General features: G+C 46.3%; 21 protein-coding genes. 18 read left to right on the top strand and 3 right to left on the bottom strand.

All coding sequences use genetic code 11. From position 1 onward, the window contains the following. Positions 1-122 precede the first annotated feature (122 nt). The 6 genes from dxs (at position 123) to spo0A (ending at position 7,711) form a co-directional block, all read left to right on the top strand. Complete coding sequence (gene dxs / locus P3L57_RS12160) at positions 123-2,024, top strand: 1-deoxy-D-xylulose-5-phosphate synthase (protein WP_044154645.1); 1,902 nt, start codon at positions 123-125, stop codon at positions 2,022-2,024. After that, positions 2,021-2,869 carry a TlyA family RNA methyltransferase gene (locus P3L57_RS12155; protein WP_069487197.1) on the top strand — a complete coding sequence of 283 codons (849 nt, stop codon included), beginning with the start codon at positions 2,021-2,023 and terminating at the stop codon, positions 2,867-2,869. Before dxs ends, P3L57_RS12155 begins: the two co-directional genes overlap by 4 nt. 96 nt (positions 2,870-2,965) lie before the next feature. Further along, entirely contained in the window at positions 2,966-3,415 is a 450-nt protein-coding gene (gene argR / locus P3L57_RS12150; RefSeq protein ID WP_010334883.1) for an arginine repressor ArgR, read from the top strand. 35 nt (positions 3,416-3,450) lie between these two features. After that, positions 3,451-5,181: a DNA repair protein RecN gene (gene recN, locus P3L57_RS12145; RefSeq protein WP_069487198.1), complete on the top strand. Its 1,731-nt coding sequence runs from the start codon at positions 3,451-3,453 to the stop codon at positions 5,179-5,181. A gap of 174 nt (positions 5,182-5,355) precedes the next feature. After that, positions 5,356-6,633 (top strand): SpoIVB peptidase, encoded by a 1,278-nt coding sequence (gene spoIVB, locus P3L57_RS12140; protein WP_024122004.1) that lies wholly within the window; start codon positions 5,356-5,358, stop codon positions 6,631-6,633. Positions 6,634-6,907: 274 nt separating this feature from the next. After that, positions 6,908-7,711: a sporulation transcription factor Spo0A gene (gene spo0A / locus P3L57_RS12135; RefSeq protein WP_010334880.1), complete on the top strand. Its 804-nt coding sequence runs from the start codon at positions 6,908-6,910 to the stop codon at positions 7,709-7,711. Between the two features lie 580 nt (positions 7,712-8,291). On the opposite strand, the gene P3L57_RS12130 is transcribed toward spo0A, so the two are convergent. Continuing rightward, positions 8,292-9,410 carry an NADH-dependent flavin oxidoreductase gene (locus P3L57_RS12130; protein WP_059293833.1) on the bottom strand — a complete coding sequence of 373 codons (1,119 nt, stop codon included), beginning with the start codon at positions 9,408-9,410 and terminating at the stop codon, positions 8,292-8,294. Between the two features lie 72 nt (positions 9,411-9,482). Further along, the gene (locus P3L57_RS12125; protein WP_024122000.1) at positions 9,483-9,617 is read right to left on the bottom strand and encodes a hypothetical protein; all 135 of its coding nucleotides are present in this window, start codon (positions 9,615-9,617) and stop codon (positions 9,483-9,485) included. Positions 9,618-9,943: 326 nt separating this feature from the next. Between P3L57_RS12125 and P3L57_RS12120 the strand changes: the two genes are divergently transcribed. The 9 genes from P3L57_RS12120 to prpB all read left to right on the top strand — a co-directional run bounded on the left by P3L57_RS12120 (position 9,944) and on the right by prpB (position 18,589). After that, positions 9,944-10,237, top strand: coding sequence for a hypothetical protein (locus P3L57_RS12120; protein WP_069487405.1), 294 nt, complete (start codon positions 9,944-9,946; stop codon positions 10,235-10,237). Between the two features lie 22 nt (positions 10,238-10,259). Further along, entirely contained in the window at positions 10,260-10,880 is a 621-nt protein-coding gene (locus P3L57_RS12115) for an N-acetylmuramoyl-L-alanine amidase family protein (protein ID WP_083244528.1), read from the top strand. 89 nt (positions 10,881-10,969) lie between these two features. Next, positions 10,970-11,713, top strand: a complete 744-nt coding sequence (locus tag P3L57_RS12110; protein ID WP_059352389.1) for a glycerophosphodiester phosphodiesterase — start codon at positions 10,970-10,972, stop codon at positions 11,711-11,713. Between the two features lie 123 nt (positions 11,714-11,836). After that, on the top strand, positions 11,837-13,018 hold the full coding sequence (locus P3L57_RS12105) for an acetyl-CoA C-acetyltransferase (protein ID WP_069487199.1): 1,182 nt from the start codon (positions 11,837-11,839) through the stop codon (positions 13,016-13,018). 25 nt (positions 13,019-13,043) lie between these two features. Further along, the gene (locus tag P3L57_RS12100) at positions 13,044-13,910 is read left to right on the top strand and encodes a 3-hydroxybutyryl-CoA dehydrogenase (RefSeq protein WP_069487200.1); all 867 of its coding nucleotides are present in this window, start codon (positions 13,044-13,046) and stop codon (positions 13,908-13,910) included. Positions 13,911-13,938: 28 nt separating this feature from the next. Continuing rightward, entirely contained in the window at positions 13,939-15,078 is a 1,140-nt protein-coding gene (locus P3L57_RS12095; protein WP_059335396.1) for an acyl-CoA dehydrogenase, read from the top strand. A gap of 31 nt (positions 15,079-15,109) precedes the next feature. Further along, positions 15,110-16,234 carry a citrate synthase gene (gene mmgD, locus P3L57_RS12090; protein ID WP_059335395.1) on the top strand — a complete coding sequence of 375 codons (1,125 nt, stop codon included), beginning with the start codon at positions 15,110-15,112 and terminating at the stop codon, positions 16,232-16,234. 14 nt (positions 16,235-16,248) lie between these two features. After that, positions 16,249-17,667 (top strand): bifunctional 2-methylcitrate dehydratase/aconitate hydratase, encoded by a 1,419-nt coding sequence (locus P3L57_RS12085; protein WP_069487201.1) that lies wholly within the window; start codon positions 16,249-16,251, stop codon positions 17,665-17,667. A 16-nt stretch (positions 17,668-17,683) separates the two neighbouring features. Then, the gene (prpB, locus tag P3L57_RS12080) at positions 17,684-18,589 is read left to right on the top strand and encodes a methylisocitrate lyase (protein WP_059335393.1); all 906 of its coding nucleotides are present in this window, start codon (positions 17,684-17,686) and stop codon (positions 18,587-18,589) included. A 35-nt stretch (positions 18,590-18,624) separates the two neighbouring features. Here the strand turns inward: prpB and P3L57_RS12075 are convergent, their stop codons facing one another. Then, positions 18,625-18,867 (bottom strand): DUF2627 domain-containing protein, encoded by a 243-nt coding sequence (locus P3L57_RS12075; protein ID WP_024121990.1) that lies wholly within the window; start codon positions 18,865-18,867, stop codon positions 18,625-18,627. Positions 18,868-19,018: 151 nt separating this feature from the next. On the opposite strand from P3L57_RS12075, the gene P3L57_RS12070 reads away from it, so the two are divergent. The 3 genes from P3L57_RS12070 to bcd all read left to right on the top strand — a co-directional run bounded on the left by P3L57_RS12070 (position 19,019) and on the right by bcd (position 23,227). Further along, a complete protein-coding gene (locus P3L57_RS12070) occupies positions 19,019-21,097 on the top strand; it encodes a sigma-54 interaction domain-containing protein (protein ID WP_069487202.1) in 2,079 nt (692 codons plus the stop codon). 124 nt (positions 21,098-21,221) lie between these two features. Further along, positions 21,222-22,121: a phosphate butyryltransferase gene (yqiS, locus tag P3L57_RS12065; RefSeq protein ID WP_059293634.1), complete on the top strand. Its 900-nt coding sequence runs from the start codon at positions 21,222-21,224 to the stop codon at positions 22,119-22,121. 11 nt (positions 22,122-22,132) lie between these two features. Then, entirely contained in the window at positions 22,133-23,227 is a 1,095-nt protein-coding gene (gene bcd / locus P3L57_RS12060; RefSeq protein WP_059293635.1) for a branched-chain amino acid dehydrogenase, read from the top strand. Positions 23,228-23,235: the final 8 nt, after the last annotated feature.

Raw genomic sequence — 23,235 nt, 5'->3', positions numbered from 1 at the left:
ATGAAAATCAAAAGGAAGAGCGCGTTTGTCTTTTTTTATGCCTGAGAAATGATCTGAGTTCAGCTCGGCATTTAAGACATATATCAATGCAGAAATTCATGCTGAAAGTGAGTTGATCCGCTTTGGATCTTTTATCAATACAGGACCCGTCGTTTTTAAAAAACATGTCCATTGATGAATTAGAGAAATTAAGTGATGAGATCCGTCAGTTTCTGATTACGACTTTATCGGCTTCTGGCGGTCACATTGGCCCTAATTTGGGTGTCGTTGAGCTTACCGTTGCATTGCATAAGGAATTTAACAGCCCGAAAGACAAGTTTTTGTGGGATGTAGGCCACCAGTCTTATGTCCATAAGCTGCTGACGGGCCGGGGAAAAGAATTTGAGACCCTTCGTCAGTATAAAGGGCTTTGCGGATTCCCGAAGCGGAGCGAAAGCGAACATGACGTATGGGAAACCGGTCACAGCTCAACTTCCTTGTCAGGTGCGATGGGGATGGCGGCCGCTCGCGATATTAAAGGAACGGATGAGTTTATCATTCCGATTATCGGTGATGGTGCGCTGACCGGCGGAATGGCGCTTGAAGCGCTGAACCATATCGGTGACGAGAAAAAAGACATGATTGTTATCCTCAACGATAATGAAATGAGTATCGCTCCGAATGTCGGTGCTATTCATTCCATGCTCGGACGGCTGCGAACAGCCGGGAAATATCAATGGGTGAAAGATGAGCTTGAATACCTGTTCAAGAAGATTCCGGCTGTTGGGGGCAAGCTTGCCGCCACGGCAGAACGTGTCAAAGACAGCCTGAAGTATATGCTTGTCTCAGGCATGTTTTTCGAGGAACTCGGATTTACTTATTTAGGCCCTGTGGACGGACACTCTTATCATGAGCTGATTGAGAATCTTCAATACGCTAAAAAAACAAAAGGCCCTGTCCTGCTGCATGTGATCACCAAAAAAGGAAAAGGGTACAAACCTGCTGAAACCGATACGACCGGTACGTGGCACGGAACCGGACCATATAAAATTAATACAGGTGACTTTGTAAAACCAAAAGCCGCAGCGCCTGCATGGAGCAGCCTTGTCAGCGGCACAGTACAGCGAATGGCACGTGAGGACGGGCGAATCGTGGCGATAACACCGGCAATGCCTGTCGGTTCGAAGCTTGAAGGCTTTGCGCAGGAATTTCCTGACCGAATGTTCGATGTCGGAATTGCAGAGCAGCATGCCGCTACAATGGCAGCTGCTATGGCATTACAAGGGATGAAGCCGTTTCTGGCTATCTATTCAACCTTCCTGCAGCGTGCATATGACCAGGTTGTTCATGACATCTGCCGTCAAAACGCCAATGTGTTTATCGGAATTGACCGTGCCGGATTAGTCGGTGCAGATGGCGAGACGCATCAAGGCGTATTTGATATCGCGTTTATGCGCCACATTCCAAATGTGGTCTTAATGATGCCAAAGGATGAAAATGAAGGGCAGCATATGGTTCATACAGCGCTCAGTTATGACGACGGTCCGATCGCCATGCGCTTTCCGCGCGGAAACGGCCTCGGCGTCAAAATGGATGAACAGCTTAAAACAATCCCAATCGGCACGTGGGAGGTGCTGCGTCCGGGCAACGACGCGGTCATCTTAACATTTGGAACAACAATTGAAATGGCGCTTGAAGCTGCTGAAGAGCTGCAAAAAGAAGGCCTTTCCGTACGCGTCGTCAACGCGCGATTCATTAAGCCGATTGATGAAAAGATGATGAAGGATATACTAAATGAAGGCTTGCCGATTCTAACGATTGAAGAAGCGGTCTTAGAAGGCGGATTCGGAAGCGCGGTTTTAGAATTCGCTCATGATCAGGGGATGTATCATACGCCGATCGACAGAATGGGCATACCGGATCGATTTATAGAACATGGTAGCGTAACGGCGCTTCTTGAAGAAATAGGCTTAACGAAACAACAGGTGGCAGACAGAATTCGATTGCTGGCACCGCCGAAGACACATAAAGGAATTGGATCATGACGGCTAAGAAAGAACGATTAGATGTATTACTAGTGGAAAGAGGGCTTGCGGAAACGCGGGAAAAAGCGAAACGGGCCATTATGGCAGGGATCGTGTATTCGAATGAAAACCGCTTGGACAAGCCTGGTGAAAAAATTGACCGCGAGCTTCCGTTGACTATCAAAGGAAACCCGCTGAAATATGTGAGCAGAGGCGGCTTAAAGCTTGAAAAAGCGCTGAAAGAATTTCCTGTCTCTGTTCAGGACAAAATTATGATTGATATCGGTTCCTCCACCGGCGGCTTTACAGACTGTGCTCTGCAAAACGGCGCAAAACAGTCGTACGCGGTGGATGTAGGCTATAATCAGCTTGCATGGAAGCTAAGACAGGACGAACGTGTCGTCGTGATGGAACGCACGAATTTCCGTTATGCGACTCCGGCAGACTTCACAAAGGGCATGCCGGAGTTTGCTACGATTGATGTATCCTTTATTTCACTTCGGCTGATCCTGCCTGTTTTAAAAACATTGCTTGTACCGGGCAGCGATTGTATTGCGCTTGTCAAGCCTCAGTTTGAAGCAGGCCGGGAATCTGTCGGCAAAAAAGGCATTGTCAGAGATCCGAAGGTGCATGCAGATGTCCTGCGGCGTATGGTCAGTTTTTCGGCTGGCGAGGGCTATATCTGCAAAGGCCTGTCATTTTCTCCAATTACGGGAGGAGACGGAAATATTGAATTTCTCCTTCATTTGCACTGGCTGGGAGAAGGTCAAGAAGGTGCAGGTTTGCCTGAGGAGGAAATCAGCCGTATAGTGGAAGAAGCACATAAGACGTTAAAAGAAGAAAAAAAAGCAGATGTACCGGAATAATAGGGCGCTATTATTCCTTTTTTCTGCATTCATGTACTTTTTGCGGAGAATCATATACCATATAAGAACAGATAAGCTGGAAATAGAGGTGCTTACATGAACAAAGGCCAGAGGCATATCAAAATCAGAGAAATCATTACAAGCAATGAAATCGAAACCCAAGATGAATTGGTCGACATGCTGAAGCAGGATGGATACAAGGTGACACAAGCCACGGTTTCACGTGATATTAAAGAGCTTCACCTTGTGAAGGTGCCGACAAATAACGGCTCATATAAATACAGCCTACCGGCGGACCAGCGTTTCAATCCGCTGTCTAAGCTGAAACGGTCACTGATGGATGCTTTTGTGAAAATAGACTCAGCAAGCCATATGATTGTGCTGAAAACCATGCCGGGCAATGCCCAGGCAATCGGAGCGCTTATGGACAATCTGGACTGGGACGAAATTATGGGGACCATTTGCGGAGATGACACCATTTTAATAATTTGCCGGACTCCTGAAGATACCGACGGCGTAAAAAGCCGGCTCCTAGAGCTGCTGTAAAGGAAATCTAACAAAGATAAGAGGTGTAATGCTGTTTGTTAGCTGAATTATCGATTAAAAACTTTGCCATTATTGAGGAACTGACGGTTTCTTTTGAACGCGGGCTTACGGTTTTAACAGGAGAAACCGGAGCCGGCAAATCCATCATCATAGATGCCATTTCACTTTTGGTCGGTGGCCGCGGTTCATCTGAATTTGTCAGATATGGAGAAACAAAAGCCGAGCTTGAAGGGCTGTTTCTGTTAGATAGCGGCCATCCCGTTTTTGACGTCTGTGCTGAACAGGGGATTGACGTTTCAGATGAAATGATCGTCATGAGAAGGGATATCAGCACGAACGGAAAAAGCGTATGCCGGGTTAATGGCAAACTTGTAACGATTGCGTCGCTTAGAGAAATCGGCAGGCTTTTATTAGATATTCACGGGCAGCACGATAACCAGCTGTTAATGGAGGACGAAAACCATCTTCAGCTTTTGGACAAGTTTGCGGGAGCCGAAGTGGAAAGCGCACTTCAAGCGTATCAGGAAGGCTATCAGCGATACATGAAGCTGCTTAAAAAGCTGAAGCAGCTTTCTGAAAGTGAGCAGGAAATGGCACACCGGCTTGATCTGATTCAATTTCAGCTGGAAGAAATCGAATCAGCAAAGCTTGAACTGAACGAAGATGAGCAGCTGCAAGAAGAGCGCCAGCAAATTTCAAATTTTGAGAAAATATTTGAATCACTGCAAAATGCTTATAACGCGCTGCGCAGCGAGCAGGGCGGTCTGGACTGGGTCGGAATGGCGTCGTCTCAGCTTGAAGATTTATCCGATATTAACGAACCGCTGCAAAAACTTTCTGAGAGTGTTTCGAACTCCTACTACCTTTTAGAGGACGCTACATTTCAGATGAGAAATATGCTGGATGAGCTTGAATATGACCCGGAGCGCTTGAATTTTATTGAGACGCGTCTTAATGAGATCAAGCAGCTGAAGCGGAAATACGGGGCAACCGTTGAGGATATTTTAGAATATGCTTCTAAAATTGAAGAAGAGATTGATCAAATTGAAAACAGAGACAGCCATCTGCAAAGCCTGAAGCAGGAGCTGGATTCGGTTGGTAAAGATGTTGCAGTGGAAGCGGCAAACGTTTCCCGAATCCGAAAAACGTGGGCGAAAAAGCTGGCTGAGGAAATCCATCGTGAACTGAAAAGCTTATATATGGAAAAGTCGACTTTCGATACGGAGTTTAAGGTCAGAACGGCGACCCGCGGTGAGGAAGCGCCGGTCGTAAACGGACAGCCTGTTCAGCTCACTGAACAAGGGATTGATCTGGTGAAGTTTTTAATTTCCACCAATACGGGCGAGCCGCTGAAATCTCTTTCTAAAGTCGCTTCCGGCGGAGAGCTGTCGAGGGTCATGCTTGCCATTAAAAGCATTTTTTCCTCACAGCAGGACGTTACCTCGATTATATTTGACGAGGTAGATACAGGCGTAAGCGGCAGGGTCGCTCAGGCTATTGCTGAAAAGATTCACAAAGTATCGATGGGATCACAAGTGCTATGCATTACGCACCTGCCTCAGGTAGCAGCCATGGCCGATACCCATCTTTACATTGCGAAAGAATTAAAAGACGGAAGAACGACGACGCGTGTAAAGCCGCTGACTAAACAAGAGAAGGTGACGGAAATCGGACGCATGATAGCAGGAGTTGAAGTTACAGACTTGACGAAACGCCATGCGAAAGAGCTGTTAAAACAAGCGGATCAAGTCAAAACAACTGGGTAAGCTGCGCGATATGCGCAGCTTATTTTTTTGTATACACATCCATTCGTTCATCAGTATATCCAATGTTTTTCTTTATAAGACAGTTATAAATAAGGGCTGAGAAGGCAAAAGTAATGATGTAGCAGCAATTCATAAAGAAGGTGTGGGGTAGGAGCGAGGAGAGTGAAGTAGTGAATGCCGGATAACATCAGAAAAGCAATAGGTTTAATTCTCCTTGTTTCGTTATTAAGTGTAGGTTTATGCAAACCATTAAAAGAGTATTTACTGATTCCAACGCAAATGAGAGTATTTGAAACCCAAACACAAGCCATTGAAACGAGTTTATCGGTAAACGCCCAGGAAAAATCATCAGAAGCGTTTACAGTTGAGAAAGACCCGCATGAAATCAAAGTCACAGGCAAAAAATCAGGCCAGTCAGAATTAGTATATGATCTTGCCGGATTTCCAATCAAAAAAACAAAAGTGCAAGTTCTTCCGGATTTAAAAGTTATACCGGGCGGGCAATCCATCGGTGTCAAACTTCATTCCGTGGGAGTCCTTGTCGTCGGATTTCATCAAATTAACACAAGCGAAGGGAAAAAATCCCCTGGTGAATCGGCAGGAATTACAGCAGGCGACATTATTATTGAGATGAATGGACAGAAAATTGAAAAAATGAATGATGTTGCCCCGTTTATTCAAAAAGCGGGAAACACCGGAGAGTCACTTGATTTGCTGATCAAACGTGATAAACAGAAGATCAAAACAAAGCTGATTCCTCAAAAGGATGAAGCTGAAGGCAAATACCGAATCGGTCTATATATCAGGGATTCTGCCGCAGGCATCGGCACGATGACTTTTTATGAGCCGAAAACAAAAAAATACGGAGCGCTTGGCCACGTGATCTCCGATATGGATACGAAAAAACCAATCGTCGTGGAAGATGGAGAAATTGTCAAATCGACTGTGACATCAATTGAAAAAGGGACAGGCGGAAATCCTGGAGAAAAACTGGCGCGATTTTCCTCTGAACGCAAAACGATCGGGGACATTAACAGAAACAGCCCATTTGGAATCTTCGGCACGTTACATCAGCCGATTAAAAACAAAATCTCAGATAAGGCGCTGCCGGTTGCCTTTTCAAATGAAGTGAAAAAAGGGCCTGCGGAAATCTTAACGGTCATTGATGATGATAAGGTAGAAAAATTTGATATCGAAATCGTCAGCACGACACCGCAAAAATTTCCGGCTACAAAAGGAATGGTCTTGAAAATTACCGATCCGAGACTGCTGAAGGAAACAGGCGGCATTGTTCAAGGCATGAGCGGGAGCCCAATCATTCAAAATGGAAAGGTTGTCGGCGCTGTCACCCATGTGTTTGTCAACGACCCGACAAGCGGTTACGGTGTGCATATTGAATGGATGCTGTCTGAAGCAGGAATCGATATTTACGGAAAAGAAAAAGCAAGCTGACTGCCGGATCTCCGGCAGTTTTTTGCTTTTCCCCCTCTTCACTTCTCATCATACATACGTTAAAATGAACAAAAGAAGATTTTTCGACAAATTCACGTTTCCTTATTTGTCAAATTTCATTTTTAGTCGAAAAACAGAGAAAAACATAGAATAACGAAGATATGCCACTATTATTGTTAGTTATGATTTTTTTTAGAGGGTATATAGCGGTTTTGTCGAATGTAAACATGTAGCAAGGTGGAATCCTGTTAACTACATTGGGGGAGGAAGAAACGTGGAGAAAATTAAAGTTTGTGTTGCTGACGATAATCGAGAGCTGGTAAGCCTGTTGAGTGAATATATAGAAGGACAGGAAGACATGGAAGTCATCGGAGTTGCGTATAATGGACAGGAATGCCTGTCGCTATTTAAAGAAAAAGATCCTGATGTGCTCGTCTTGGATATTATTATGCCTCATTTGGACGGACTGGCTGTTTTAGAGCGACTGAGAGAATCCGACCTGAAAAAACAGCCAAACGTCATCATGCTGACAGCCTTCGGGCAGGAAGATGTCACGAAAAAGGCCGTCGATTTAGGAGCGTCCTACTTTATTCTCAAACCGTTTGATATGGAAAACCTTGTCGGCCATATTCGCCAGGTCAGCGGAAATGCCAGCAGTGTGACGCATCGCGCACCGTCATCACAAAGCAGCATTATACGCAGCAGCCAGCCTGAACCAAAAAGGAAAAATCTCGACGCGAGCATCACAAGCATTATCCATGAAATCGGCGTCCCTGCACATATTAAAGGCTATCTCTATCTGCGTGAAGCGATCTCAATGGTGTACAACGATATCGAGCTGCTCGGCAGTATTACAAAAGTCCTCTATCCGGACATCGCCAAAAAATTCAACACAACCGCTAGCCGTGTTGAAAGAGCGATCCGCCACGCGATTGAAGTGGCATGGAGCAGAGGGAATATTGATTCCATTTCCTCATTGTTCGGCTATACGGTCAGCATGACGAAGGCAAAACCTACAAATTCAGAGTTCATTGCGATGGTTGCAGATAAGCTGAGATTAGAGCATAAGGCTTCTTAAGCATGATCAGCACAAGCACTTAAATCAAACGTCTTTTATTTATTGGTTTCCGCTGATAAATAGGAGGCGTTTTGTTTTTGGATAAATCTGTTATAATGAATGCGGTAGATGGGTGAATATTTGTTTATACGATTGGAGTGATCGAAAATGTGTGAAAAATACGGGCTGTTGATGGCTATATTTATCCTTTCGCTTTGTGTCAATTCAAACATCATCGTGGAGTCACACAAAATAGGCATGCTGATTGACTTCATTTCATTTGCTGCAATGGTCGTATGTATATTCGTTGGTTGGACCATGAGAAACAGAAAGTCAAAAACGGATTGACACCCTTTACGCTGTATGTTCGTAGTAAAAAGAGCAATATGAGGTATAAAGGAGACATAAAATGAAAAAGAGAAAAAAGAAAAACAGAAAACGTGACGGACTGCTGTTCGATTTTCTAACCGAAGGAATTGGTCAGCTTCTCATTTTGCCATTTAAATATGTGCACAAACTATTCGATTGACGAAAAGGACCCTTTCTTAAGGGTCTTTTTTTATAAAAAAGACTGCCGAAACATTCCGGCAGTCACGTCAAATTAATCTTTATAAGGAACCCATCCAGGTGTGTTCACAATCGCTTGCCATAGCGGCTCAGGCAAGTGATATTTTTCTTTGTCTGTCCCTTTTATCACTGTTTCAATTTGTTTTTCGCGTCCTTCTTTTACTTTTACAGCCCAATCAGGATCAACTAAAATTTCACGCCCCATCGCCACCAGCGGAATACCGTTTTCAATCACAGCAAGCGCGTCATCAGCAGAATGGATGGAACCAACAGCAATCAGAGGCACCTTGTGTCCGACACGTTCATTCAATAAGTCCATGCGCGTACGTGTCGGGTCTGCCCCGCGGCGCGCTTTGGAGTTGACGTCCATCAATGAAATATGGAGGTAATCCAGTTCTTTTTCCACTAAGGCATCAACAAGCGTGAAGGTTTCTGTCATTGTCAGTCCCGGTGTATCTGGCTCTTCCGGAGACAGGCGGTAGCCGACTAAAAATGCACCCTTCGCGTGATCGGCAATTGCTTGTTTCACCTCATCCACAATAGCAAGCGGGAAGGCTAATCGTTTCTCATCGCTTCCTCCCCAGCGGTCTGTGCGCTGATTTGTTTTTGGAGAATAAAACTGCTGAATCAAGTAGCCGTTTGCACCGTGAATTTCGACACCGTCAAATCCGGCTTCAATGGCGCGTCTTGTCGCTTCTCCAAAAGCCTTCACGATGTTTTCAACCTCTGCTTCTGTTAAGGCGCGGGCCATTTGTTTGCCGTTATCAGAAACGTCACTTGGCGCTACAACATCCTGATTCGGAACGAGCTCAGCAGGGCATTCAATTCCGCCGTGATGAATTTGCACAATCGCTTTTGACCCTTGTGCTTGAATGGCTTGGGCTAATCTTTTTAGCCCGGCAATATGTGAGTCGTCATGGATGGCTGGCTGTCCGGAAAACGCTTTTCCATCAGGCGTGACGTTTGCGCATGCTGTAATCACCATTCCCATTTCTTTTGAACGGGGGATGATATAGTCCAGCTCCGCTTCAGAAATCGTACCGTCTTCATTGGAAGAATAATGGGTCATTGGAGCAACCGCGATCCGGTTGTCAATCGTAACGCCGCTTCGGAATGTAAATGATTCAAAGAGCGGTTTGTACTTTGGATTCATAAGATCATCTTCTTTCGTTTGGATTCGCACATATTCTAGCCTATATGTAAAATTTGATGCAATCAATCTGCTTCACCGGCTGAATATCTTGAGTGCCGAATGTGGTTTTCTTCGCTCTTTTTCGGGGCTTTTGTAGCCGCCTTTGATTTGATGGCCAATGGAGCAAGTGATGACCGCTGCGGCTAGCAGCAGAACGAATTTTTTCATGAGCTGTAACTTCTTTCTGTAAAGTAAATATTCTTTAAAGCTTACGCCTGCCCAACCCTTCCGTCAAACCATCTGCTCACCGTATTCATCAATTTTTTAAAAATGAATATAAAGTTGCTTCTTTCAGCTAATTTTTTCTAAAATGCTGCTCTTTTAGAGACATCCTCATAGACAGATCCGCTTGCTTTCTTTCTAACAACAGGAAATCAGCAGGTCAGATAGCCCTTTTGAAAATCATGGAAAAGTTGTACCGGCTTTTGTGCAAGCTTTACAAATCCGCCATTCTGGTCAAAGATAAAAGCCAAACATCAGGAAGAGGTGATCATGTGAAACAAACTGGTCTATTTCTGTTTACTGTACTGCTGCTTTCCGGATGCAGTATTGCAAGCGCGGATGAATCAGCTCCGAGGTTTACAGAAGAGGGCAAATACATTGGCTCGGCCAATCCTCATACAATCGCTGTTTCCCTTAACGGAGAAGAAACCATGATACAAGTTCCGAGAGACAAGCGTGATGATTGTGAGGATCTGCCAGATCACACAAATGTCCAGGTGAAATATATAAAAAAAGAGAACGGAATCTTACAGCTGGAAGATATTCAGCAGCAAAAGAATTCGTAATGACAGACCGGAGGGAGAAACGTTGAGAATGTTATGGAGGAGTTTAGCGATATGCGGATTGGCTTTTATGCTCGCACCCTGTGCGCAAGCGGCAGAGCCGGTAGCAGGGAAGACGGTATATATTGATGCCGGCCATGGCGGCAAAGACAGCGGGGCAGTCGGAAACGGACTCTTAGAGAAAAATATTAATTTGGCTGTCTCCCGTCATGTTGTGGACAAGCTGAAAGCGGAAGGAGCGAATCCTGTCGCTACAAGGACAGATGATCATTTTCTGACCTTGGAGGAAAGAGTGGCAAAAGCAAGTGCAAACCATGCCGATCTTTTTGTCAGTATCCATGTGAATTCGGGCGTTTCCTCCGCTTCAGGAACGGAAACGTACTTTCAGTCTGATTATGAAGCGGAAAACAGTCAGCGGCTGGCATCAGATATTCAGTCAGAGCTGGTATCATCCTTACAAACAAGAGACAGGGGTGTGAAAGAATCAGATTTTTATGTCATTACATATTCACAAATGCCGAGCGTGCTGGCTGAGCTTGGATTTATTACAAACAGCTCTGATGCGGACAAGCTTGGGAGTGAAGTATATCAGGAAAAAGCTGCAGACGCGATTGTCGCGGGGATCGATTCTTATTACGCGCAATAGTCTGAGTACAAGAAACCTTAATTCTAGAGTGACAAGGCCAAAATCAGTATAATGAAGAAAACGGGCAACTTTAGGCTTGAGGTGAAACAATGACAAAGATTTTTGCCCATCGGGGGGCATCAGGTCATTATCCCGAAAATACAATGATTGCATTTGAAAAAGGGATTGAAGACGGAGCAGACGGAATAGAGCTTGATGTTCAGCTGACAAAAGACGGACGTATTGCCGTTATTCATGATGAAAGGCTCGACCGGACGACATCCTTAAAAGGTTTCGTAAAAGACACGGTGTACGATGTCTTGAAAACCGCGAATGCGGATGCCGGTCATCATCAAACAGTCGGCGATGTAAGGGTGCCGCTGCTAGAAGACGTGCTCTCGTGGGCTGAAAAAAAGGATTTTCTGATTAACATTGAATTGAAAAACAGCGTGATCCGCTATGAAGGAATGGAAGAAAAAGTGCTTGAGGCAGTAAAGCGATTTAAAATAGAAGAAAGAACGATTCTGTCCGCATTTAATCATGAAAGCTTAGCCTTATGCGGCCGGCTGGCACCCCATATTGAGCGGGCGGTGCTGACCTCAGATGTGCTTTATCAGGCTGATCAATATGTAAAATCCATTCCGGCAGCCGGCTACCACCCAAAGCTGCATAGCCCGGCGGTAACGGATGAAGTGCTGCATCAAATGCGGAACAGTTCGATTAAGGTAAGGCCTTTTACAGTCAATCGGCCAGACGATATGGAGCATTTGATGAAAATGGGAGCAGACGGCATTTTCACAGATTTTCCTGAGCGGGCTGCTGCCATCGCTAAGAAATTGAATAGAAGAAATTAGTTTTCAAGAAGGCTGCCGGAGCAGCCTTCTTTTTTCATTCATTCATACCTGTTTCAAAGCATACATTCATAGAAGACATCAAGAAATGTAAGCGCTGTCTATCTTCTGATTTGAGGTGACACTATGAGGAAAACAGTTATTGTAAGTGCTGCGAGAACCCCGTTTGGTAAATTTGGCGGGGCATTAAAAGAAGTAAAAGCTGCTGAACTCGGGGGCGCTGCTATGAAAGAGGCGTTGAAGCGTGCCGGAGTCTCTGGAGATCAGGCGGAAGGCGCGGTCATGGGTATGGTTGTCCAAGCCGGTGCGGGCCAGATACCTTCCCGGCAAGCTGCCCGTATAGCCGGACTGCCTTGGAGTGTGCCATCGGAAACGCTGAATAAAGTTTGCGCCTCCGGCCTTCGCGCTGTCACTCTATGTGACCAAATGATTCGGGCGCATGATGCGGACATTCTTGTTGCTGGAGGCATGGAGAGCATGAGCAATATTCCGTATGCTGTTCCCGCTGGCCGCTGGGGCGCGCGGATGGGTAACGGTGAGCTAAGGGATTTAATGGTTTATGACGGATTAATGTGCGCCTTTGATGAAGTGCACATGGCCGTTCACGGAAATACGGCGGCCAAGGAATATAGAATTTCACGTAAAGAGCAGGATGAATGGGCCCTTCGAAGCCACAAGCGGTCGGCCGAGGCGGCCGATGAAGGAAAGTTTGATGAAGAAATTGTTCCTGTCAGCTGGCTTGGCCGGAAAGGAAAAACAAACATTGTTGACAAAGATGAAGCGATTCGCCGCGATACCACTCTCGATCAGCTTGCGAAACTTTCTCCGATTTATTCAAGTGACGGATCCATTACAGCCGGCAATGCACCGGGAGTCAACGACGGAGCGGGAGCATTTGTATTAATGTCTGAGGAAAAAGCAGCTGAACTAGGAAAGCGTCCTCTTGCAACCATTCTTGGTTTTTCAACAGCCGGAATGCAAGCGCATGAGCTTGCGGCCGCTCCGGGATACGCAATAAACAAGCTGCTCAAAAAGACCGGTTTTACATTACAGGATATTGATCTTTTTGAAGTCAATGAAGCATTTGCTTCTGTTGTATTAACATGTGAAAAAATCGTCGGATTTGATCTTGAAAAAGTAAACGTAAATGGCGGAGCGATTGCGCTGGGCCACCCGATCGGCGCTAGCGGTGCGAGAATTTTGATGACACTTGTGTACGAATTAAAGCGCCGGGGAGGCGGACTGGGTATTGCTGCTATTTGCAGCGGGGCGGCTCAGGGAGACGCTGTCTTGGTTCAAGTTCATTAAAGCATTGACGGAGAAGGGGATTTGAATGGAAATCAAACATATCATGGTAGCCGGCGCCGGACAGATGGGAAGCGGAATTGCCCAAACAGCGGCTGAAGCCGGCTTTTATGTGCGGCTGTATGATTTGAATCCGGAGGCAGCGGAAACGGGGTTTCAGCACATAAAAAAGCATTTGAACCGCGCTGCTGAAAAAGGAAGAAAGACGGAAGCTGAAGTGAAGGCTGTTATCAGCCGCATTTCGCTTTCCCCCGCGCTGGAGGAGGCGCAGCATGCGGATGTTGTGATTGAAGCAATTGCAGAAAACATGACGGCAAAAACTAAATTGTTCAAAAACCTTGATCATATTTGCCCGGCTCATACGCTTTTGGCCAGCAATACATCTTCCTTGCCTATAACAGAAATTGCAGCTGTCACAAATCGTCCAGAACACGTCATTGGCATGCATTTTATGAACCCCGTCCCTGTTATGAAACTGGTTGAAGTTATTCGCGGCCTGGCGACATCAGATGAAACGGCATTAACCATTACGGCATTAGCAGAAAAAATGGGGAAAACACCGGTCGAAGTCAATGATTTTCCCGGATTTGTCTCCAACCGTGTGCTTCTGCCAATGATTAATGAAGCCATCTATTGTCTTTATGAGGGGGTAGCTGAGCCAAACGCAATAGACCAGGTCATGAAGCTTGGCATGAATCACCCGATGGGTCCGCTGAAATTAGCTGATTTTATCGGGCTGGACACGTGTTTGTCGATTATGGAAGTCCTTCACTCCGGGCTTGGAGACTCCAAGTACCGTCCTTGCCCGCTGCTTCGTAAGTACGTCAAAGCAGGGTGGCTCGGCAAAAAGAGCGGACGCGGCTTTTATCATTACGGCGAGGAGAAGAATACCTGAAGTCAATTCCAATCCGGGGGTGGCCGAGTTGCATTTAACCCAAGAGCAAGTCATGATGCGAAAGATGGTGCGGGATTTTGCCCGAAAAGAAATTGCTCCTGCTGCGGAGGTCATGGAGAAAACAGATGAATTTCCATTTCAGCTAATGAAGAAAATGGGTGAACACGGCTTGATGGGAATACCAGTGCCGGAACAGTATGGCGGCGCTGGAGCGGACGTTGTTTCTTATATTTTGGCCATTCATGAGATTTCTAAAATCAGCGCGGCGGTCGGTGTCATTCTTTCGGTTCATTCCTCAGTGGGCACAAATCCGATTTTGTACTTCGGAAACGAAGAGCAAAAAGTGAAATATATACCGAAACTCGCCTCAGGCAGCTATTTGGGTGCATTTGCGCTGACTGAGCCATACTCTGGATCGGATGCCGGGAGCCTTCGCACCACAGCAATCAAAAAGAACGGCAAATATATTTTAAACGGATCGAAAATTTTCATAACAAACGGCGGTGCCGCCGACCTCTATATTACGTTTGCTTTAACAGCCCCAGGCCAAAACAGGAACGGGATTTCGGCTTTTATCGTTGAAAAGAACACACCGGGTTTTACAGTCGGCAAAAAAGAAAGAAAGCTGGGGCTTCACGGGTCCAATACAACAGAGCTGATATTTGAAAATGCGGAAGTGCCGGAAGAGAATTTGCTGGGCGAAGAGGGCGATGGATTTAAAATCGCGATGGCGAATCTGAATGTGGGGCGCATCGGCATTGCAGCACAAGCGCTGGGAATCGCAGAGGCTGCCCTGGAATATGCGGTTGCTTACGCGAAACAGCGTGTCCAATTCAACAGGCCTATCGCAGCCAATCAAGGCATATCGTTTAAGCTCGCCGATATGGCGACAAGAGCAGAGGCGGCAAGGCACCTTGTCTATCATGCGGCAGATCTCCATAACCGCGGCCTGGCCTGCGGAAAGGAAGCGTCCATGGCTAAACAATTTGCTTCCGATTCAGCGGTGAAGGCTGCCCTTGAGGCAGTCCAGATTTATGGAGGATATGGTTATATGAAGGATTATCCGGTCGAACGGCTGCTTAGGGATGCAAAGGTAACACAAATTTATGAAGGCACAAATGAAATTCAAAGACTCATTATTTCCAAGCACCTGCTTGGCGCAATCTGACAGATAATAACGCAAAGCGGAGGTTGAGAATATGGATGGTAAACAGCCTTTTTCTCCAGGTCTGGACGGGGTCGTCGCGGCAGAAACGGATATTTCTTATCTTGACACACAGTACAGCCAGATATTGATTCGAGGCTATGATTTAATTGATCTTTCAAAAACCAAAAGCTATCTAGAACTGGTGCATCTATTGCTGGAGGGGAGGCTGCCGGATGAAAATGAAACGGAAACTGTCAAAAGGAAGGTCAACAGCGCTTCAAACCTGCCGGCTGACCTTGTCCGTCTTCTTGAGCTGCTGCCTGAACATACACATCCGATGGATTGTCTGCGAACCGGGGTATCGGCTCTTGCCGGCTACGACCGCCAAATTGACGATCGGTCGCCTTCTGCAAACAAGGAGCGCGCCTATGAGCTTTTAGGGAAAATGCCTGCGCTCACAGCAAGCAGCTATAGAAAGATAAATAAAGGAAAACCGATTCCTCCGCTTCAGCACCTTTCCTACAGTGCGAATTTCCTATACATGATGACAGGGAAAATACCGTCCGCATTGGAAGAGCGGATCTTTGACCGTTCACTCATTCTGTACAGTGAGCATGAGATGCCGAATTCAACCTTTACGGCCAGGGTGATCGCTTCAACACAATCGGATCTTTATGGCGCATTGACAGGAGCAGTAGCTTCTTTGAAGGGGAATCTTCATGGAGGCGCAAACGAAGCGGTCATGTATATGCTTTTGGAGGCAAAAACAAAGGCTGATTTTGAACAAATCCTGTTATCGAAACTGAGAAGAAAAGAAAAAATCATGGGCTTCGGCCACCGGGTGTACATGAAAAAAATGGACCCGAGAGCGCTTATGATGAAAGAAGCGCTTCAGCAGTTATGCGATCAAGCCGGAGATCACCGTTTATACGAAATGTGTGAAGCAGGGGAGCAGCTGATGGAGCGGGAAAAAGGGCTTTATCCAAATTTGGATTATTACGCCGCCCCGGTATATTGGATGCTGGGTATACCAATTCCATTGTATACACCTGTCTTTTTCAGTGCGAGAACGGCAGGCTTATGCGCACATGTGATTGAACAGCATACCAATAACCGCTTGTTCCGCCCGCGTGTCCGCTATACAGGTCCGCGATATGAGAACAAATCCAACTCATGAAAGGAATGGGGCGAATGCTGAAAACGGATCATGTCATTGAAGAAATAACAGACTATGTGCTTGAGAAAGAGATTACGAGTTCAGAAGCGTTTACAACGGCAGGTCACGTTTTGCTGGATACACTCGGCTGCGGGATTTTAGCGCTCCGCTATCCCGAATGCACCAAGCTGCTCGGCCCGATTGTCCCCGGAACCATTGTGCCAAACGGAAGCAGAGTGCCGGGAACGTCATATGTTCTTGATCCTGTACGGGCGGCATTTAACATAGGATGTATGATCCGCTGGCTTGATTACAACGATACGTGGCTTGCGGCGGAGTGGGGGCATCCGTCAGATAACTTGGGGGGCATTCTTGCGGCGGCTGATTATGTATCAAGAGTGAGGCTGTCTGAAGGAAAAGAGCCATTAACGGTTCGCGACGTCCTTGAAGCGATGATCAAGGCTCACGAAATTCAAGGTGTGCTGGCTTTAGAAAACAGCTTAAACCGTGTCGGGCTTGATCATGTGTTGTTTGTCAAGGTGGCAACGACGGCTGTAGCCGCAAAGCTGCTGGGCGGCGGAAGGGAAGAAATCAATCATGCGCTTTCGAATGCTTGGATTGACAGTGCCGCCTTGCGGACATACCGGCATGCGCCTAATACAGGCTCGCGCAAATCGTGGGCCGCAGGAGATGCGACCAGCAGGGGCGTTCATCTCGCACTGATGGCGTTAAAAGGCGAAATGGGTTATCCGACAGCTTTGACTGCTCCGGGCTGGGGCTTTCAAGACGTCTTATTGAACAAGAAAGAGATCAAGCTCGCCCGCCCGCTTGACGCGTATGTCATGGAAAATGTGTTGTTCAAAGTCTCTTATCCTGCGGAATTCCACGCCCAGACAGCGGCAGAGTGTGCCGTCATTCTTCATCCGCATGTCAAAGACCGTATCGATGAAATTGACCGTGTTGTTATCAAAACGCATGAATCAGCTATCCGCATCATTGATAAAAAAGGCCCGCTGCATAATCCCGCGGATCGCGATCATTGTCTGCAATACATCACAGCGATTGGTTTGATATTCGGTGATATCACTGCACAGCATTATGAGGCTGATACGGCAAGTGATCCAAGAATAGATAAACTTCGAGAAAAAATGGAAGTGACTGAAAACAAAGCATATACGGAAGATTATCTCAAACCAGATAAACGCTCCATTTCAAATGCCGTTCAGATTCATTTTAAAGACGGAACGAGTACAGAGATGGTTGAATGTGAATTTCCGCTGGGCCATCGTTTTCGAAGAGACGAGGCTGTGCCAAAATTGTTAGAAAAGTTTTCTGCGAATCTTAAAACCCATTTTCCAGAGAAGCAGCAAAAACATATTTACAAGCGCTGCACCAGCTCTGAAACATTACAAACGATACGCGTAAACGATTTTGTCGATATGTTCTGTATGTGAAAGGAGGACTCATATCTTGTCTTGGATCGTCAATGAGCAATCGTCACAAGAAGAACTTGCTGAACGCTTCCGCAAGCTGATGTGTGCGCCGGAAATATTGCAAATTCCCGGCGCTCATGACGGGATGGCCGCCTTGCTTGCGAAGGAGGCCGGTTTTTCTGCCTTATACTTATCGGGTGCGGCTTATACGGCCAGCAGGGGGCTGCCTGATCTTGGAATTGTTACGTCGGCAGAAATGGCCGAGCGGGCAAAAGATCTCGTGCGCGCAGCAGACCTGCCTTTGCTCGTTGATATCGATACGGGTTTTGGCGGGGTATTAAACGCTGCCCGCACCGCCCGCGAGATGCTGGAAGCAAGGGTGGCAGCAGTGCAAATAGAGGACCAGCAGCTTCCGAAAAAATGCGGGCATTTGAATGGCAAACAGCTTGTCCCGGCTCAGGAATTGGTGCAAAAAATAAAAGCCATGAAACAAGCGGCACCATCGCTTGTGATTGTCGCCCGTACAGATGCAAGAGCGCAGGAAGGACTTGAATCCGCAATAAAACGCGCTTTGGCATACATTGAGGCGGGAGCGGACGCAATTTTCCCTGAAGCGCTTCAAACGGAAAACGAATTTCGCCAGTTTGCTGAACAGATCCCTGTCCCGCTTCTTGCCAATATGACTGAGTTTGGGAAAACGCCGTATTATCATGCAGATGAATTTGCTGCTATGGGGTTTCAGATGGTGATCTATCCGGTCACCTCGCTCAGAGCTGCGGCAAAGGCTTATGAACGGATGTTTAGCTTGATAAGGGAGCGCGGATCGCAAAAAGAAGGGCTTGATGATATGCAGACGCGTAAGGAGCTGTATGAAACGATTTCTTATTATGATTATGAAGCGCTGGACAAAACGATTGCCAAGACCGTCTTGCCTGATAAATAATGCGAACAAAAAAGCCGGAGCATTCTCCGGCTTTTTTACATCTTTTGTTTTCTGAATCGCGGACTGACTTGATTGCGTTTTCTGTCTCTGTACAAAATGAACCCGGCCAGCACATACAGGCCGAAAACGAAAAAGATTAATCCTGATAAACCTTGGAGCCAAAGAGAAGAAAATGGCTTTACCGTATGGCCGAAAAGCATATCTCTCATCAGTTTAATGCCTAAAGCAGAAATGGCGCCGGGGAGCACTAAAATCAAAAGCGCAAGAAGTCGGCTCATGTTCAGAAAACCCCTTTATTTTTCATTTCCTTTATTGTCCAGCGGAAAAAATATTTTGTCAAGAGAAGAAAACGTGGTAACATAGGGTTGTGCAAATTATTGCAACGGAAAAAACAGGTATGCAAATTTTTTCATACAAAGGGGTATCGGGATGCAGAAGGTACTGATCGTAGGTGCCGGTAAAAGGGGAACGGCGTTATTACAAATTCTCATTAAAACAGCCATCATAGACATTATTGCCGTGGTTGACAAAAACCCCGAAGCGCCGGGATTAAAAGAAGCAAAACATTATGGAATTGCCGTTTCATCTGATTGGAAACCATACATACAACAAAAGCCGGATATCGTTATTCATACAACGGGTGAACAAGCTGTACTTGACGAACTCCTTCAGGAAAAACACGCGCAGACCATTGTTATGCCGGGAAAGATGGCTTACATTGTGTTTCAGCTTATGGAAGAAAAACAGCAGCTGATTCAAATGCTAAAAGAACAAACATACAAACATGACCGAATCTTTAATTCCACCCACGACGGAATGATTTTTATTGATATCAATGAAGAGATCATTCTGTTTAATCATATGGCTGAAAATATGGTGGGAAAACAACGTGAGGAAGTCATTGGACGTCCGATCAAAGAAGTCATCCCGAGCACAAAGATGCCTCGGATTTTAAAAACGAGAGAGCCTGAATACAATCAAAAACAGTTCTTGGGTGAAAATTTGCAAATTGTAACAACAAGGCTGCCGATCATTGATGAAGGCGGACGTCTGCTCGGAGCACTCAGTGTATTTAAGGATATTACAGATGCGGTCGAACTGGCGGAGGAAGTGACAAATCTAAAACAGGTGCGCACGATGCTGGAGGCGATTATACAATCCTCCGACGAGGCGATTTCTGTCGTTGATGAAAACGGCATTGGCCTGTTGATCAATAAAGCATACACAAAAATGACTGGGCTTTCTGAAAAAGAAGTCATCGGCAAGCCGGCGAGCACTGATATTTCTGAAGGGGAAAGCATGCATTTAAAGGTGCTTGAGACAAGACGCCCAGTGCGCGGCGTCAGAATGAAGGTCGGCCCGAATGAAAAAGAGGTCATCGTCAATGTAGCGCCGGTGATTGTGGATGGCATTTTAAAAGGCAGTGTCGGCGTGATCCATGACGTGTCAGAAATTAAAATGCTGACCGCGGAGCTTAACAGGGCCAGGCAGATTATCCGCACGCTCGAAGCGAAATATACCTTTGACGACATTATCGGCAAAAGTGAGCAAATGCTGGTTGCGCTTGAACAGGCGAAGCTTGGAGCGAAAACGCCGGCAACGATTTTGCTGCGCGGAGAATCGGGCACGGGCAAAGAGCTGTTTGCCCATGCCATCCATAACGAAAGCGACAGGAAATACAATAAATTCATCCGCGTAAATTGCGCCGCTCTTTCAGAAAATCTTCTGGAATCAGAACTGTTTGGCTACGAGGAAGGCGCGTTTTCGGGAGCGAAGCGCGGCGGCAAGAAGGGCTTATTTGAAGAAGCCAATAACGGTAGCATTTTCTTAGACGAAATCGGCGAGCTGACGCAAAATATGCAGGCGAAACTGCTGCGCGTCCTTCAAGAAAAAGAGATCGTCAGAGTGGGAGGCACGAAGGCAATCCCTGTTAATGTGAGAATTATTGCAGCCACAAATGTAAATATCGAAAAAGCAATGGCGGATGGGACGTTCCGTGAAGATCTGTACTACCGCATCAATCGCTATCCCATCTCTATCCCTCCTTTGCGTCACCGGATTGAAGACATTGAAGCGCTCAGTGAAAGGCTCATTCAAAAAATTAACCGCGATTACGGCCGGAATGTAAAGGGACTGACCCAGCAGGCTTTGCGGGCATTGTCGGCTTACCATTGGCCGGGAAATGTCCGCGAGCTGGAAAATGTCCTTGGACGAGCAATGATTTTTCTGAAGCCGCACATGGAATGGATTGAAAAAGAGCATTTGCCTGTATTTGAAATAGAACAAAAAGAAAGCAGCGCAGAACAGGGAGCCGGTTTTGATTTTCCTGACATCGAAGGCGAAAAGCTGTCTAAGGCCGTTGAAAAATTTGAAGCGCACTTGATTCAGCAAACGCTGGAAAAGCATCATTTTAACCGTACGAAAACAGCGAAAGCCCTCGGCGTCAGCATTCGAAATTTATATTACAAAATGGATAAATACGGCCTTGCAAATGAAGGCATGCAATAATTTGCAGAATAAGCGCAAACGTCTGCACGAATTTTTCTTCGCATCCATCATGACAGCATCGCACCGAGCTGGCATAGAACTTGCATAATAAAAAGCGGAGTCGAGACAAGAAAGGTGGTAACTGATGAAGCTGAAAGATTTGATCGGCAAAGCGTCGATGTACAAAAACAAGACCATTGCGGTTGCTCATGCTGAGGATGAGGAAGTGATCCGGGCTGTGAAACTGGCAGCCGAGCATTTGTCCGTCCGTTTTTTATTAGTGGGCGACAGCAAAAAACTGAACGACCTGACATCCTCCATGCAAGGGCATCAAGTGGAAATCATTCATGCCAATACGCCGGAGGAATCGGCGAAGCTAGCGGTTCGTGCTGTTCATCAAAAAAAAGCAGACGTCTTAATGAAAGGGAATGTGCCGACTTCTGTTTTGCTTAAAGCGGTATTAAACAAACAGGAAGGGCTGCGGAAATCCCGTGTCCTTTCTCATGTGGCCGTGTTTGATATTCCTGACTTTGAGAGACTCATGTTTGTGACAGATTCGGCTATGAATATTGCCCCTTCGCTGGAGGAGCTTCAGCAGATTCTTCAAAATGCTGTTCATGTGGCGCGTGCAGTAGGGAACAATATGCCAAAAGCGGCTGCCCTTGCGGCGGTAGAAACGGTAAATCCGAAGATGGAAGCGACGGTCAATGCAGCTGCTCTCGCCCAAATGTGCAAAAGAGGGCAGATTAAAGGGTGCATTGTAGATGGACCGCTTGCCTTGGATAACGCAGTATCGCAAATTGCCGCGGCTCAGAAAAAGATTTCGGGAGACGTAGCGGGCAGCGCCGATATCCTTCTTGTCCCTTCGATTGAAGCGGGAAATATTTTATATAAATCACTGATTTATTTTGCGAAAGCACACGTGGCGGCTGTCATTACGGGGGCCAAAGCGCCGATTGCATTAACGAGCAGAGCGGATTCCGCTGAAAACAAACTGTATTCGATCGCGCTGGCATTATGCGCATCTGAAGAATACACACTTTAGGAGGAACTGATATGGAACTTTTTAAATATATGGAGCAATACGATTATGAGCAATTGGTTTTCTGCCAAGACGAACAATCAGGATTAAAGGCAATTATCGCAATTCATGATACAACACTGGGACCAGCGCTCGGCGGAACGAGAATGTGGACGTATGAAAATGAAGAAGCTGCGATTGAAGACGCACTGAGACTTGCAAGAGGCATGACCTATAAAAACGCGGCGGCAGGCTTAAACCTGGGTGGCGGAAAAACGGTTATCATCGGCGATCCGCGCAAGGATAAAAATGAAGAAATGTTCCGCGCGTTCGGCCGTTATATTCAAGGGCTTAACGGCAGATACATTACGGCTGAGGATGTCGGCACAACGGTTGAGGATATGGATATCATTCATGATGAAACGGATTTTGTCACAGGTATTTCTCCTGCATTCGGCTCTTCAGGAAATCCGTCTCCTGTTACGGCTTACGGGGTGTATAAAGGCATGAAGGCTGCCGCTAAAGCTGCATTCGGCACGGACTCTCTTGAAGGAAAAACCATTGCTGTACAGGGTGTTGGCAACGTGGCTTACAATCTATGCCGCCACCTTCATGAAGAAGGAGCAAGCTTAATCGTTACGGATATCAACAAGCAATCAGTTGAACGTGCGGTACAAGATTTTGGTGCACGTGCGGTTGATCCAGAAGATATTTATTCACAAAACTGCGATATTTATGCGCCGTGTGCTCTTGGTGCAACCATCAATGACGATACTATTAAGCAGCTGAAAGCTAAAGTGATTGCAGGCGCGGCTAACAATCAGCTGAAAGAAACTCGCCACGGCGATCAAATTCACGAAATGGGCATTGTTTACGCACCGGACTACGTCATCAACGCGGGCGGTGTTATCAACGTGGCGGATGAGCTTTACGGCTATAATGCGGAACGTGCACTGAAAAAGGTTGAGGGCATTTACGCCAATATTGAACGCGTCCTTGAAATTTCCCAGCGTGACAGCATTCCGACGTATTTAGCGGCTGACCGCTTGGCTGAAGAACGAATTGAACGCAATCGCCGCTCAAGAAGCCAGTTTTTGCAAAATGGCCACCATATATTAAGCAGACGCTAAGAAATTGA

Origin of the sequence: Bacillus sp. B28 (assembly GCF_029536185.1) — a bacterium.
GTDB classification, from domain to species: domain Bacteria; phylum Bacillota; class Bacilli; order Bacillales; family Bacillaceae; genus Bacillus; species Bacillus halotolerans.
The sequence above is the reverse complement of the archived record's forward strand: the minus strand, read 5'-3'. Positions and strand labels throughout refer to the sequence as shown.

Bases quoted from the DNA above. Each gene is read 5' to 3' on its own strand.
- P3L57_RS12155 (WP_069487197.1), top strand. From the start codon at position 2,021: ATGACGGCTAAGAAAGAACGATTAGATGTATTACTAGTGGAAAGAGGG.
- argR (WP_010334883.1), top strand. From the start codon at position 2,966: ATGAACAAAGGCCAGAGGCATATCAAAATCAGAGAAATCATTACAAGC.
- spoIVB (WP_024122004.1), top strand. From the start codon at position 5,356: ATGCCGGATAACATCAGAAAAGCAATAGGTTTAATTCTCCTTGTTTCG.
- P3L57_RS12130 (WP_059293833.1), bottom strand. From the start codon at position 9,410: ATGAATCCAAAGTACAAACCGCTCTTTGAATCATTTACATTCCGAAGC.
- P3L57_RS12125 (WP_024122000.1), bottom strand. From the start codon at position 9,617: ATGAAAAAATTCGTTCTGCTGCTAGCCGCAGCGGTCATCACTTGCTCC.
- P3L57_RS12110 (WP_059352389.1), top strand. From the start codon at position 10,970: ATGACAAAGATTTTTGCCCATCGGGGGGCATCAGGTCATTATCCCGAA.
- P3L57_RS12105 (WP_069487199.1), top strand. From the start codon at position 11,837: ATGAGGAAAACAGTTATTGTAAGTGCTGCGAGAACCCCGTTTGGTAAA.
- P3L57_RS12100 (WP_069487200.1), top strand. From the start codon at position 13,044: ATGGAAATCAAACATATCATGGTAGCCGGCGCCGGACAGATGGGAAGC.
- mmgD (WP_059335395.1), top strand. From the start codon at position 15,110: ATGGATGGTAAACAGCCTTTTTCTCCAGGTCTGGACGGGGTCGTCGCG.
- P3L57_RS12085 (WP_069487201.1), top strand. From the start codon at position 16,249: ATGCTGAAAACGGATCATGTCATTGAAGAAATAACAGACTATGTGCTT.
- P3L57_RS12075 (WP_024121990.1), bottom strand. From the start codon at position 18,867: ATGAGCCGACTTCTTGCGCTTTTGATTTTAGTGCTCCCCGGCGCCATT.
- P3L57_RS12070 (WP_069487202.1), top strand. From the start codon at position 19,019: ATGCAGAAGGTACTGATCGTAGGTGCCGGTAAAAGGGGAACGGCGTTA.
- yqiS (WP_059293634.1), top strand. From the start codon at position 21,222: ATGAAGCTGAAAGATTTGATCGGCAAAGCGTCGATGTACAAAAACAAG.
- bcd (WP_059293635.1), top strand. From the start codon at position 22,133: ATGGAACTTTTTAAATATATGGAGCAATACGATTATGAGCAATTGGTT.